Source organism: Azospirillum ramasamyi, from assembly GCF_003233655.1.
Taxonomy (GTDB): Bacteria; Pseudomonadota; Alphaproteobacteria; order Azospirillales; family Azospirillaceae; genus Azospirillum; species Azospirillum ramasamyi.
The window spans coordinates 2,381,965-2,394,829 of sequence record NZ_CP029829.1 but is presented as its reverse complement, the minus strand read 5'-3'; the positions used below and the strand labels follow the sequence as shown (position 1 = coordinate 2,394,829).

The following is a 12,865-nucleotide window of genomic DNA, read 5'->3' as shown; positions in this document are numbered from 1 at the left end:
TGTTACCTTTGTCCATCCGATCCCGTGCAGCGCGGAGCCGCCGACGATGCCAAAGCCCCTGACCCTGTCCATCCCCCATTCGCTCGGCCGGGCGGAGGCCAAGCGCCGGCTGGTCGACGGCATGGGCGAGGTGCGGACCCGTCTCAGCGCCTTTGCCGCCAGCGTCGAGGAGAGCTGGACCGACGACCGCCTGAACTTCCGCGTCGTCGCCCTGGCCCAGACCATCGCCGGCCACATCGACGTGCTGGACGACAGCGTCGAGATGGAGGTTCAACTGCCCTGGGCGCTCGCCCTGCTGGCCGAAAAGATCAAGCACAAGGTCTCCCGCCAGGGCACGCTGATGCTGGAGAAGAAGTAAGGACCGGCTGGGGAGGTGTCGGCTTCGATTGCCCCCACCCAACCTCGCCCGCCCAGCGGGGGAGGGTCAGGGTGGGGGCGCCACGGAAGGCACCTCCCATCCCATCCTTACCTCCGTCACCCTTCCGAAGGCTCCTCCACCCTGCGGCGGGCGAGCGGGTGGTGGTCGTGCATGACCTTCTTCAGCCGCTCCGTCACCACATGGGTGTAAATCTGCGTCGTCGCGATGTCGGCATGGCCCAGCATCTTCTGGACCGAACGCAGGTCGGCGCCATGGTCCAGCAGATGGGTGGCGAAGGCGTGGCGCAGGACGTGGGGGCTGACCTTCTCCGGGTCGATGCCGGCGTCGATCGCCAGCTGTTTCAGCAGTTGGGCGAAGCGCTGGCGCGTCAGGTGCCCCTCGCCGGAGCTGCGTGACGGGAACAGGAAGGGGCTGTGCCCGGCCTCTCCCCCCGCAGCCGGCGGGATGAAGTGGCCGCGCGAGGGGATGTAGGCGGCCAGCGCCGCCAGCGCCGGGTCGGACAGCGGGACCATCCGCTCCTTGCCGCCCTTGCCGCGCACCAGCAGGCCGCGGCCGTCGCGCATGATGGCGGTCATCGGCAGTCCGACCAGTTCCGACACGCGCAGGCCGGTGGCGTAGAGCACTTCCAGCAGGGCGACCAGCCGCAGCCCTTCCGGTCCGCCGCGCGCCTCGGCGGTGGACAGCATGGCGCCGACCTCCGCCTCCGTCAGGATCTTGGGCAGCGGGCGGCCCTGCTTGGGGCTGTCGAGCGGGGAGGCGGGATCGTCGACCCGCCGGCCTTCCGACAGCAGGAAGCGGTAGAACTGACGCATCGCCGACAGCCGCCGCGCCACCGTGCGCGGGGCGCCGTCCTTGCTCTGCACCGCCAGATAGGCGCGCAGATCCTCGGTGCCGGCCCCCTCCAGCGCCACGCTGCGCTGGGCGAGCCAGCGGCCGAGGTCGGTCAGGTCGCGCTCATAGGCCAGCCGCGTGTTCACCGCCGCCCCGCGCTCCGCCGTCAGCATGTCGAGGAAGGCGTCCAGATGCGGGGAGGTGGTGAGCGGGCGCGGCTTGCACGGCCGGCCCCGCCGCTTGGCGGGACTCTTGGGGGCAGTCATCGTGGAGACGGGCTTTCCGGGCATGAGGTCATTGCGCGCCCCGTTCGGAAAGGGCGGGATCGGGAACGGTGGGGCCGGCGATGGCCGCCATGGCCTCGCGGACGAGGGCGCGGGCGTCCGCCTCCAGTCCGACGGACTTCAGGTTGGCCGCCACCCGCGCGGTGACGACCGGCGGCAGGCCGGCAGGCCCGGCCTCCCCCAGCAGGAGCAGGGCGGCGACCACCGTCTCGCCCACCCGCCCGCCGGCGGCGGCATCGCCCAGCCGCTGCCACAGCGCCGGATCGACCCCGGCCTCGCTGCCGCTGGGCGGCCCGGCGCCGTCGGTGGCCTGCATCCATAGCTCGTCCGGCACTGCGACGCCCGCCGCCTGCAGAAGGGCCAACTGGCCGGCGATGCGGCTGCGGGCCGGCGCGTCGGCGCCGCGCAGGGCCTCCTCCAGCCATGCGGCCAGCGCGCGCGGATCGTCCCCCCCGCGCCGCGTCGCCACCACGGCCAGCGGCCACAGCCAGGCGCTGTCGGCGCTCCGCCCGCTGCGCAGGGCCAGATCGTGCCAGCGCCGCGCCTGATCGAGCCGGCCCTGCGCGTAATACAGCCGTGCCGCCGCCGGGGCCAGCGCCGCGGCGTCCCCGCCCGGCGACACGGTGTCGAGCAGCCCGGCCGCCGCACCGCCCACCGGCCCGGCGCGCAGGCGCGGATCGACCAGTTCCACCGCCAGGGATGCCAGCGCGATGCGCCGCCGCCCGTCCATCGCCGCCGCCATCGCCTGATGGACCAGGGCGCGGGTGCGGGCGCCACGGTCGCGCCGGGCGATGTCCCCGACCCGCAACAGCTCGTCGCCCGACGGCGGCACCTGGACATAGAGGTCGAGCAGTTGGCGCGCATCGAGGAACAGGGACGCCGCCGCGCGCTCCCCCGCCGCCGCACGGGTGGCGGGATCGGTGAACGGGTTGGTGGCGACGGCGGCCAGGGCCTGCGGATTGTCCAGCGGCAGCCGGTCGGGCGGCACCCCGATCCGCGCCGTCCGCATGGCGGCCAGCGTCAGCGCCAGCCCGTCGGGTTCGCCTTGCCGCAGGAGAAGCGAGCGGGCAGGCGGCGGCGCGGCGCCGGCCAGCGCATCGGCCACCATCAGGAAGGGGTCAGACCGCCGGCCACTGTTTCGCAGGCTCGCCAGCGCCTCGTCCGTGCCGGCGAGGTTGCCGACGCGGGCATGGCAGAACAGCGCCAGCCTGGTCCAGTAGACGGAGGCGAAGCTCTTGCCGCGGGCAATCGCGCGGGTGCAGTCCAGGCCGCCGCGCGCCAGCTCCGCGTCGGTCAGCGCCTTCGCCGCCGTCTCGTCCGCCGCCAGCGCCGCGGGCAGCAGGGCCGCCAGATCGGCCGCCCCGGCGGGGTCGCCGATCCGCGCCAGCTTTTCGATGCGGAGCGCGCCGAAGCGGCGGGGCGGCGGCGCCTCCCCCTCCGCGACGGCCGGCGACCCGGCGCTCAGCAGCAGCCGGCGTTCCAGCGCCTTGACGGTGGGAGAGGGGGTGTCGACCGGAAGGGCGGCGATCAGCGGCAGAAGCTCCGCCCGGCCGATGCCACGCCAAGGGTCGGCACCCAGCCCCTGCGGCCCGCTCAGCGTGCCCGCGCCGTCCGGATCGGGCGCGCCCAGCGCCTCGCGCGCCACCGGCGCCGGCCGCGCCACCACGGGGGAGACGGCGGGCGGCGGAGTGACCGCGGGCGGATAGGCCGGCACGACGACAGGGAGGGGGGCGGTGACGGCAGCCGGGGCGGCAGCGGGGGCAGGGACCGAAGCAGGCGCCTCGGTTCCGGCGTCAGGCGTCAGCCTGACCGGTGGGCCGACGATCTGCGCCGTGGCGGTCCCCATCCATCCGGCCGCCAGCAGGACGGCCAGCAGCAGAGCCGATGACGGGACGGCCCCGGCCGATGGTCGGGGCTCAGCGCGGGAAGCGCTCATCCGGCAGAACCTTCTCCACCGTCTTCGATGGAGCCGGCAGGTCCCATGAGGCGAGGAAAATCATGCCACCGGCGGTGACCACCAACAGCAGGACGAAAAGGATCGAGAGAAACCGGCTCATGGCACCAAGGACGCGTTGTGTCGGGAAACAGCGGATCGGGGCGGAGCTACCATGCCCGGCGGTCGCAGGGCTTGGGACAAGCGATGGCTTTTCTGTTAAAGCATCCGCACCCCGGCCTCGGCGGAACCGGCGGCCGGGATCGCCGCCGACGGTGACACCGTTCGGCGGCGGCGCAGTGTAGCCTCAGGTTGGACCGCCGCGCAACCCGCCCACCGGGCTTTTCGGGCCGGCTTCCCGGAAGCGCTTTCCGGAAAGGCGCCTGGGAGCGCGCTTGTGCCGGCCAGCTTTCGGCGGGTATGAGTGTTGTCTGTTTCAGCGGCATGACGGCTGTCTCGCCGGATCGGGCCGACAGCGGAGTTGCGGGTGCGGGTGGCGGATCAGATGGACGTGACGGGATTGCACAAGGGGACGGCGGCCCTGCTTCCGGAGACGGGGGCCGGAACGGCGGAGGACAGGTCGCCGCTGCTGCCGCGCACCGTGGTGCTGGTCGGCCTGATGGGCGCCGGCAAGAGCGCCATCGGGCGCCGCTTGGCGACCCGGCTCCACCTGCCCTTCCGCGACGCCGACACCGAGATCGAGGCCGCGGCCGGCTGCACCATCGCCGAGATCTTCGCCCGCGACGGCGAACCGGTCTTCCGCTCCGTCGAGCGCCGCATCATCACCCGCCTGCTGAAGGACGAGCCGGTGCATATCCTGGCGACCGGCGGCGGCGCCTTCATGGACCCCGACACCCGCGCGGCCATCCGCCAGTACGGCGTTTCGGTCTGGCTGCACGCCGAACTGGACGTGCTGGTCTCCCGCACGGCGCGGCGCACCCACCGCCCCATCCTGAACCAGGGCGACCCGCGCGCCATCCTGGGCAGGCTGATGGAGCAGCGCTATCCCGTCTATGCCGAGGCCGACCTGACCGTGGTCAGCGACGAACGCCCGCCCGACGTGACGGTGGAACTGGTGATCGACGCGCTGGAGGCCCGTTTCGGCGTCCAGCTCCCCCACCGCCAGCCGCGCGGCGGCCGGACCGCCAAGGCCGACGCCCCCTGACGCCGGTCCACACGCCCTATCCTGAAACCCCAGCTTCGCGGACTGCCCCGATGACCTCCGTCTCCGCCACCACCCCGGCCGCAATCGACACCGTCCGCCTGGAGCTGGGCGCCCGCAGCTACGACATCCTGGTCGGCGACGGCGTGCTGGCCGACGCGGGCGAGCGCATCGCCGCCGTCACCCGCGGCCGGGCGCCCATCGTGGTGACCGACGCCAACGTGGCGCCGCTGCATCTGGACACGCTGAACGCCGCGATGCTGGCGGCGGGGATCGCGCCGCAGCCGGCCATCGTCCTGCCCCCCGGCGAGAAGACCAAGGATTTCGCCCATTTCCAGCAGTTGATGGACGACATCCTGGGCCGCGGCATCGAACGCTCCACCGTCCTGCTGGCGCTGGGCGGCGGGGTGATCGGCGACATCACCGGCTTCGCGGCCGCGTCGGCCCTGCGCGGCATCGACTTCATCCAGGTGCCGACGACGCTGCTGTCCCAGGTCGACAGTTCGGTCGGCGGCAAGACCGGCATCAACAGCCGCCACGGCAAGAACCTGATCGGCGCCTTCCACCAGCCGCGGCTGGTCATCGCCGACACCGCCACGCTCGACACCCTGCCGCGGCGCGAGGTGCTGGCCGGCTATGCCGAGGTGGTGAAATACGGCCTGATCCGCCAGCCCGACTTCTTCGCGTGGCTGGAGAGGAACGGCCGGCGCGTGGTGGACGGCGACAGCGACGCCCGGCGCCATGCGGTGACGGTCAGCTGCCGCGCCAAGGCCGACATCGTCGGCGTCGACGAGCGCGAGAGCGGCGACCGGGCGCTGCTGAACCTGGGCCACACCTTCGGCCATGCGCTGGAGGCGGCGACCGGCTTCGGCCAGACCCTGCTGCATGGCGAAGCGGTGGCGATCGGCATGGTCCTGGCCTTCGACCTGTCGGTCCGGCTGGGCCTGTGCCCGGCGGAGGATGCGCGGCGCGCCCGCGCCCATCTGGCCGAGGTCGGGCTGCCGGTGCGCCCCGCCGACATCCCCGGCGTCGCCTGGGACGTGGACGGGCTGGTGCGGTCGATGGCCAAGGACAAGAAGGTGCAGGACGGCCGCATCACCTTCATCCTGGCCGACCGCATCGGCAACGCCTTCACCCGCCGCGACGTCGATGCCGCCGCGGTCCGCGCCGTTCTGGAAGAGGCGGTGACCCCGGCCTGATGCCCGCCCCCTTTATCAGAACATTTGCGGATAGTCAGTCTTCCGCACAATAGCGGCCTTCGCCGTTGCCTGCCCATACTTCCGGCCAAGACCGCGGCCGTCCCGTCGCGGCGACCAAGGGAGGAAGGGCGATGAAGGCGATAACTGGACTATCGGCGCTTGGACTGTCGGCGGCGCTGCTGTCGGCTGCGGCGCCGGCCATGGCGCTTGAAGTGAGCGAGCAGGCGACGATCAAGGCGCCGATCGAACAGGTCTGGAAACAGATCGCGCCTTTCTGCGCCATTGCCGACTGGCATCCGGCCGTGGAGGGCTGCACCCTGCGCAAGACCGGCGGCACGGAGGAGCGCGACCTCGCCCTCAAGGGCGGCGGCGTCATCCAGGAACGTCTGATGGCCGTCGACGCCGCCAAGCACCGCCTGCTCTACACGCTGCTGAGCGGACCGCTGCCGGTGAAGAACTACAGTTCCACCATCCAACTCAGCCCGGTGGACGCCAGCAACACCCGCATCATCTGGTCCTCCAGCTTCGAGGCCAACGGAGCCCCCGATGCGGAGGCGCGCAAGACCATCGCCGGCATCTACACCAGCGGCTTCGAGGGCCTGCGCAAACGGCTTGATTCCGTGCAGTAAAACCGCCGGAAGCGAAAGCCAATCCTGAAACCCATATCGTTTCAACAATCAGTTCTATTGACTATCCGTTCATTAAGCTGACAGGATCGGCATGCCGCGTTGCAAAAACGCGGTCGAGTGCATCGTTCGTCCACAAAACCTGCAATCACGAGGGAGCTGGGACACATGCCGACACGCCGACTGATGCCGGACGTCATCAAGAACCAGGAGCTGTCCTGCCTGCCGCCGGACGCCACCGTGCGCGATGCCGCCGCCCTGATGGCAGCGAAGCGCATCGCCGCGGTGCTGGTCACCGAAGGGCGGGTGCTGAAAGGCATCTTCACCGAACGCGACATGACCGTACGCGTGGTGGCCGCCGGACTCGACCCCGACACCACGCCGCTGTCGGCCGTGATGACCGAGGATCCCGACACGCTGGAACCCTCGGCCATGGCACTCTCCGCGCTCGACCTGATGGAACAGCGCCGTTACCGCCACCTGCCCATCGCGGTCGGCGGCGAGGTCGTCGGCATGGTGTCGATCCGCGACCTGTTCGCCGTCGTCCGCGCCCATCTGGAGGACGAGTTGCGCAGCCGCGAAGCCTACATGTTCGGCTCCGGCTATTCGGCGGAGGCCAGGCTTGACTGAGGGGCCGAACCGACGACGGGGCTGACCTATAGGTAACGCTGCGTTGCGGCGGGGTCGGGTTGACCGGGCGCCCGGTCAACCCGATAGTCGAGGATAAGCCATCCTCCCTGCTGAACTGGAAAGCCGATGTCCGCGCCCTCGCTGTCCGCGCCCGCCGCGCGCGAGCCGATCCACACCCGCCGCGTCACCTGCCAGGGCTTCCGGCGCGCCGACGGGCTGTGGGACATCGAAGGGCATCTCACCGACGTCAAGAGCTATGGGTTCCATACCGAGCAGCGCGGGCATCTGGAACCGGGAACGCCGATCCACCAGATGTGGATGCGCCTGACCGTCGACGACAAGCTGACCGTCCATGCGGTGGAGGCGGTCACCGAGCACAGCCCCTACAACGCCTGCGGCAGCATCACGCCGCAGTTCCAGAAGCTGGTCGGCCTGCGCATCGGTCCGGGCTGGACCCGTGCGGTCAAGGACCGGCTGGGCGGGCCGAAGGGCTGCACCCATCTGGTGGAGTTGCTGGGGCCGCTGGCGACCACCGCCTTCCAGACCGTTTACCCGATCCTGGCGCGCGAGGCGGCCGAACGGGCGAAGGCGGCCGGCAAGCCTGCCCACGACGACGGAAAACGGCCGGTCCTGCTGAACATGTGCCACATCTTCGACAGCAACGGCGAAGTGGTGCGCAAGAATTGGCCTGCCCACTACACCGGCGGCCAAAGCGAAGATTCCACCCGCGAGGAAGCGGCGGAATAGGCATCGCCGCCACGGCAAACAGCCGAGAAGCCGGCGGGCCGCAGCCGGTGGTCCGGCCGCCGCGCGCCTTCATGCCTCCAGATGGGTGCCTGGCGATGCGGATTGACCGCCGGGGGTGAGGAAGCTGCCGCCCGCCGCGACCACGGACTTGCCGCCGTCGGCGTCATCGGCATCCTGCAATTCAAAGGGCGTGCCGATGAACGGATCGCTGCCGCCATGGCCGGCGCGCACATGACCGTCCTCCGTGCAAGCCCGCCGGTAGTATGAGGCAATGAAGACACGCACGGCGGAGGTCAGGGTGACGTCCGCATCCTTGGAGTTGATGCCGCGGCGGCGCGCCTGCTCCTCAATCCGTTCCTTGATCTGCGTGCAGAGATGATTGACGGTCAATCCCTCCCGGCGGCCGATCTCCTCCAGAGCATCCCACATCGACGGTTCCAGCCGCATGCTCGTGCGATGACCGCCGATCATGATGTTCTGGCTTCTCAACGGTTCCACCCCCGCCTGTGGGGTGTTCGTCCACTTTTTCTTCGGCCCACGCTTCGCCATTCGCAGCCCCTTCCACGAAGCCGCCGGCGGACATGCGAAGTTTGTGTCCGCCACGGCGCGATAATTGGTTGCATTTATTGTACTTTACTAAACTCTGCGAGAAATGCAACCACGCACGCGCCTTTCATTCTTACGGAACTTTTAAAAATCGACTCCTGGTTGCATCCATATGTATGCTTTTTCCGGCCCCTCCATCGCGGGTTACTTGAGCGGCGGGAAACGAGCGACGACGTGGCGGAAGAGGCGGACCGGCGCTCAGGCTCCGGCTTCGCCGGGGGCGTGGGTCGTCAGGCCCAGGGCGTGCACCCGCTCGCGCAACTCCTCGGCCAGCAGGGCATAGACCATGCGCTGGCGCTCCACCCGCGACTTGCCGGCGAAGGCGGCGGAGACGACGGTAACGTGGAAATGGGTCTCGCCTGCGGCGTCCGCACCGGCATGGCCGGCGTGCCGGGCGGAGTCGTCGACCACCTCCAGACGATCCGGCGCCAGTCCGGCGGTCAGCTTCTCGCGGATGCGGGTGGCGTATTCCATGTGCGGGTTCCCGGTTTCTCTCGCATGAGCGGTGGAGGGGCGTCCGCCGGAGGGGCGGTTCCCCCCGGCGATCAGCACCGGAAAGGAGAGGGTGCGATTCACCGTCTGTCAAGCGCCGCGACCCGCGTGTTGCGGATGACGGAAGCCCGATTCGGCATGCTTGCCAGAGGCATCGGCTCTTCCCATACTTGCCCGATGACCAGGAACCGCGCCCGCTCCAGTTACGACAGCTACGCCGCCCCGCGTGCGGCCACCCGTGTGTGCGACCACCCCGATTGCGTCGCCGCGGGCGAATACCGTGCGCCGAAAAGCCGCAGCAGCCTCAACGAATACTGGTGGTTCTGCCTGGATCATGTCCGGGAGTACAACCGGGCCTGGGATTATTACGCCGGCATGTCCACCGATCAGATCGAGGCGGAGGTGCGGCGCGACACCACCTGGCAGCGGCCGAGCTGGCCGCTCGGCAAATGGACGACGCAGGAGCGCTTCATCCGCGACCGCGTGGTCAACGGCTTCAGTTTCGAATTCGGCCATGACGCCGGCAAGACGAAGGACGAGGAAAAGGCGCACCGCCGGACCCATGCCCGCACCGACGAGGAAAAGGCACTGGCCATCCTGGAACTGACGCCCCCCGTGGACTTCACGCGCATCAAGGCACGCTATCGGGAGCTTGCGAAAATGCATCATCCCGATGCCAACGGCGGCGACAAGGCTGCGGAAGAACGCCTGAAAGAAATCAATCAGGCCTACAATACGCTGAAAGCCTGTTATGCTGCCTGAACCTCCGTTGGCGGGCCGGGTCACCCCCGCGGCCGCTGGACAACCGACACTCGCTGGAACGTAAGAAACCACCCATGGCTTCCCAAGGAGCGACCCAGGCCAGCTCGGCCCTGTTTGACCACAAGCCCGACACGACGGTTTCGGTGCGCGAGGTCTTCGGCATCGACAGCGACATGCAGGTGCCGGCCTTCAGCCAGCGCTCGGAGCATGTGCCCGACCTCGACAGCGCCTACCGGTTCGACCGGGATACGACGCTGGCCATCCTCGCCGGCTTCGCCTACAACCGCCGCGTCATGGTCCAGGGCTATCACGGCACCGGAAAGTCGACCCACATCGAACAGGTGGCGGCGCGGCTGAACTGGCCCTGCATCCGCGTCAACCTGGACAGCCACATCAGCCGCATCGACCTGATGGGCAAGGACGCCATCGTGCTGCGCGACGGCGTGCAGGTCACCGAATACCGCGAGGGCATCCTGCCCTGGGCCCTGCAGCATGCCTGCGCCCTGGTGTTCGACGAGTATGACGCCGGCCGTCCCGACGTGATGTTCGTGATCCAGCGCGTGCTGGAGGTGGAGGGCAAGCTGACGCTGCTCGACCAGAACCGCGTCATCCGCCCGCATCCGGCCTTCCGCCTGTTCGCCACCGCGAACACCGTCGGCCTGGGCGACACCACCGGCCTGTATCACGGCACGCAGCAGATCAACCAGGGCCAGATGGACCGCTGGAACATCGTGGCGACCCTGAACTACCTGCCGGTCGACGCCGAGATGAAGATCGTCCAGGCCAAGGTCGCGTCCTATGACGACGCCAAGGGCCGCGACACTGTGGCGTCGATGGTGCGCCTGGCCGACCTGACCCGCGCCGGCTTCATCAACGGCGACATCTCCACCGTCATGAGCCCGCGCACGGTCATCACCTGGGCCGAGAACGCGCGCATCTTCAACGACGTCGCCTTCGCCTTCCGCATCACCTTCCTCAACAAGTGCGACGAGGTGGAGCGGCCGACGGTGGCCGAATACTACCAGCGCTGCTTCGGCGTCGAACTGCCGGAAACGGGAGTCCAGGCGAACCTCGTGTGATATCGCGTGCCGCGCCCTGTTCTTCAGCGAAATCGGGGCGCGGCACGCAAGGATTCACACGGATCGGGACGGGCGGCATTTCCGGGCAAGGGCTTTCATCGGCGGTTCAAGTCCCGGCATGCCCGTGAGGGCAATGTCCGACCGCGTGTCAATCTTGCCCACCGCGCCTTAGCTTTACCCAAGAACAAAGACGCCCCGCGATGACCACCCAGAACGACACCCCCGTCGAGGCCTTCAAGCGGTCCACCACCGCAACGGTGCGCGCCATGTCCCGGCGGGCGGAGGTGCAGGTGGGCTTTTCGTCCGATCCGCCGGGCTTGTCGGGCCAGCGGGTGCGGGTGCCGCTGCCGGCGCGCGACCTGAACCCGGTCGAGGTCGCCAAGCTGCGCGGGGCGGCCGATGCCGTGGCCCTGCGGCTGCGCTATCACGACGCCACGGTGCATGCCCACCGCATGCCGCTGGGCGATGCGGCCAGACAGGCCTACGACGCGCTGGAGCAGGCGCGCTGCGAGGCTCTGGGCAGCCGCGACATGGCCGGCGTCGCCCACAATCTCGAAGCGGCCTTGGACGACCGTTACACCCGCCAGGGACTCGACCGCGTCGAGGATCGCGGGCAGGTGCCCTTGGCCGAGGCGCTGCGGCTGATGGCGCGCGAGGCGATGACCGGCGCCGCGCCGCCGCCCGCCGCCGCCCATGCCGTCGACCTCTGGCGCCCCTGGATCGAGGAGCGGCTGGGCAAGGACATGAAGGGTCTTGCCGCCTTCGCCGGCGACCAGGAAGCCTACGCCAAGGCCGTGCGCCGGCTGCTGGCCGACCTCGACATGGAAGTCGGTCAGGAAACCGACCAGGAAGAGGAGGAGGACCAGCAGACCCAGTCCTCCGAGGATGAGAACTCGCCCGATAACGGCCAGACCCGCGGCCAGGACGAGGATCAGTCCGAGTCCGAATCCATGGCCTCGTCCGAGATGCAGGACTCCTCGGAGGCCGGCGACAGCGCCGAGGATGGCGCCGGCGAGGAAGGCGACATGGAGATGGGCGAGGGCGAGGGGGCGGAGGAGCCCGCCGGCCCCGGCCAGCCCTGGCGCAACGACGTCAACCGCCGCAACGAGCCCGATCCCAACGCCTACAAGGCCTTCACCACCCAGTTCGACGAGGTGGTGGACGCCGCCGATCTCTGCGACCCGGCGGAGCTGGAGCGGCTGCGCCATCTGCTGGACCAGCAGCTGCAGCATCTGCAGGGCGTGATCTCCAAGTTGGCCAACCGGCTGCAGCGCCGGCTGATGGCCAAGCAGCAGCGCTCCTGGAACTTCGACCTGGAGGAAGGCATCCTCGACGCCGCCCGGCTGGCCCGCGTCGTCGCCAACCCGGTCCTGCCGCTCTCCTTCAAGAAGGAGAAGGAGATGGACTTCCGCGACACGGTGGTGTCGCTGCTGATCGACAATTCCGGGTCCATGCGCGGCCGGCCCATCTCCATCGCCGCGATGAGCGCCGACATCCTCGCCCGCACGCTGGAACGCTGCGCGGTGAAGGTGGAGGTACTGGGCTTCACCACCCGCGCCTGGAAGGGCGGGCAGGCGCGCGAGGCCTGGGTCGCCGCCGGCAAGCCGCCGCATCCCGGCCGGCTGAACGACCTGCGCCACATCGTCTACAAGGCGGCCGACATGCCGTGGCGCCGCGCCCGCAAGAATCTGGGCCTGATGCTGCGCGAAGGCATCCTGAAGGAGAACATCGACGGCGAGGCGCTGCAGTGGGCGCACAACCGCCTGCTCGGCCGGCCGGAACAGCGCCGCATCCTGATGGTGATCTCCGACGGCGCACCGGTGGACGACTCCACCCTGTCGGTGAATGCCGGCAACTATCTGGAACGCCATCTGCGCCAGACCATCGAGCAGATCGAGACCCGCTCGCCGGTGGAGCTGGTGGCAATCGGCATCGGCCACGACGTGACCCGCTACTACCGCCGTGCCGTCACCATCGTCGATGCGGAGCAGCTGGGCGGTACGATGATGAACAAGCTGGCCGAACTGTTCGACGAGGACGACCGCCGCGGTGGCCGTCGCGGCTGGCGTTGACGTAAGGATCAAGGGGAGGGTGTTTCCAGCTTTATCAAAGACTTAGCTGGAAACATCGACCCG

14 protein-coding genes are annotated in these 12,865 nt (G+C 69.6%); 9 read left to right on the top strand and 5 right to left on the bottom strand.

The window, feature by feature from the left end:
• The first annotated feature begins 46 nt into the window (after positions 1-46).
• A complete protein-coding gene (locus DM194_RS11245; protein WP_111067395.1) occupies positions 47-358 on the top strand; it encodes a polyhydroxyalkanoic acid system family protein in 312 nt (103 codons plus the stop codon).
• 116 nt (positions 359-474) lie between these two features.
• Here DM194_RS11245 and DM194_RS11240 read toward each other — a convergent pair whose 3' ends face one another.
• The 3 genes from DM194_RS11240 to DM194_RS28090 are packed head-to-tail and all read right to left on the bottom strand — an operon-like array spanning position 475 to position 3,551.
• Positions 475-1,476, bottom strand: a complete 1,002-nt coding sequence (locus DM194_RS11240; protein WP_246024201.1) for a site-specific tyrosine recombinase XerD — start codon at positions 1,474-1,476, stop codon at positions 475-477.
• 28 nt (positions 1,477-1,504) lie between these two features.
• Positions 1,505-3,430, bottom strand: coding sequence for a hypothetical protein (locus DM194_RS11235; protein ID WP_111067393.1), 1,926 nt, complete (start codon positions 3,428-3,430; stop codon positions 1,505-1,507).
• On the bottom strand, positions 3,411-3,551 hold the full coding sequence (locus tag DM194_RS28090) for a hypothetical protein (RefSeq protein WP_162630000.1): 141 nt from the start codon (positions 3,549-3,551) through the stop codon (positions 3,411-3,413). Before DM194_RS28090 ends, DM194_RS11235 begins: the two co-directional genes overlap by 20 nt.
• 381 nt (positions 3,552-3,932) lie before the next feature.
• On the opposite strand from DM194_RS28090, the gene DM194_RS11230 reads away from it, so the two are divergent.
• From DM194_RS11230 to DM194_RS11210, 5 genes are all read left to right on the top strand, one after another.
• Positions 3,933-4,592, top strand: coding sequence for a shikimate kinase (locus DM194_RS11230; RefSeq protein WP_111067392.1), 660 nt, complete (start codon positions 3,933-3,935; stop codon positions 4,590-4,592).
• A 50-nt stretch (positions 4,593-4,642) separates the two neighbouring features.
• Positions 4,643-5,788 (top strand): 3-dehydroquinate synthase, encoded by a 1,146-nt coding sequence (aroB, locus tag DM194_RS11225; protein WP_111067391.1) that lies wholly within the window; start codon positions 4,643-4,645, stop codon positions 5,786-5,788.
• A gap of 131 nt (positions 5,789-5,919) precedes the next feature.
• A complete protein-coding gene (locus DM194_RS11220; protein WP_111067390.1) occupies positions 5,920-6,417 on the top strand; it encodes an SRPBCC family protein in 498 nt (165 codons plus the stop codon).
• A gap of 165 nt (positions 6,418-6,582) precedes the next feature.
• On the top strand, positions 6,583-7,044 hold the full coding sequence (locus DM194_RS11215) for a CBS domain-containing protein (RefSeq protein WP_111067389.1): 462 nt from the start codon (positions 6,583-6,585) through the stop codon (positions 7,042-7,044).
• Positions 7,045-7,170: 126 nt separating this feature from the next.
• The gene (locus DM194_RS11210; RefSeq protein ID WP_111067388.1) at positions 7,171-7,791 is read left to right on the top strand and encodes a DUF2889 domain-containing protein; all 621 of its coding nucleotides are present in this window, start codon (positions 7,171-7,173) and stop codon (positions 7,789-7,791) included.
• Positions 7,792-7,860: 69 nt separating this feature from the next.
• Here the strand turns inward: DM194_RS11210 and DM194_RS11205 are convergent, their stop codons facing one another.
• Together DM194_RS11205 and DM194_RS11200 are read right to left on the bottom strand one after the other, a co-directional pair.
• The gene (locus DM194_RS11205) at positions 7,861-8,340 is read right to left on the bottom strand and encodes a ribbon-helix-helix domain-containing protein (RefSeq protein WP_111067387.1); all 480 of its coding nucleotides are present in this window, start codon (positions 8,338-8,340) and stop codon (positions 7,861-7,863) included.
• Positions 8,341-8,595: 255 nt separating this feature from the next.
• A complete protein-coding gene (locus DM194_RS11200; protein WP_111067386.1) occupies positions 8,596-8,871 on the bottom strand; it encodes a BolA family protein in 276 nt (91 codons plus the stop codon).
• A gap of 156 nt (positions 8,872-9,027) precedes the next feature.
• Between DM194_RS11200 and DM194_RS11195 the strand changes: the two genes are divergently transcribed.
• The 3 genes from DM194_RS11195 (at position 9,028) to cobT (ending at position 12,802) form a co-directional block, all read left to right on the top strand.
• Positions 9,028-9,651 (top strand): J domain-containing protein, encoded by a 624-nt coding sequence (locus tag DM194_RS11195; protein WP_246024200.1) that lies wholly within the window; start codon positions 9,028-9,030, stop codon positions 9,649-9,651.
• Positions 9,652-9,725: 74 nt separating this feature from the next.
• Positions 9,726-10,730, top strand: coding sequence for a cobaltochelatase subunit CobS (gene cobS, locus DM194_RS11190; protein WP_111067384.1), 1,005 nt, complete (start codon positions 9,726-9,728; stop codon positions 10,728-10,730).
• A 200-nt stretch (positions 10,731-10,930) separates the two neighbouring features.
• A complete protein-coding gene (gene cobT / locus DM194_RS11185; protein WP_111067383.1) occupies positions 10,931-12,802 on the top strand; it encodes a cobaltochelatase subunit CobT in 1,872 nt (623 codons plus the stop codon).
• Positions 12,803-12,865 lie beyond the last annotated feature (63 nt).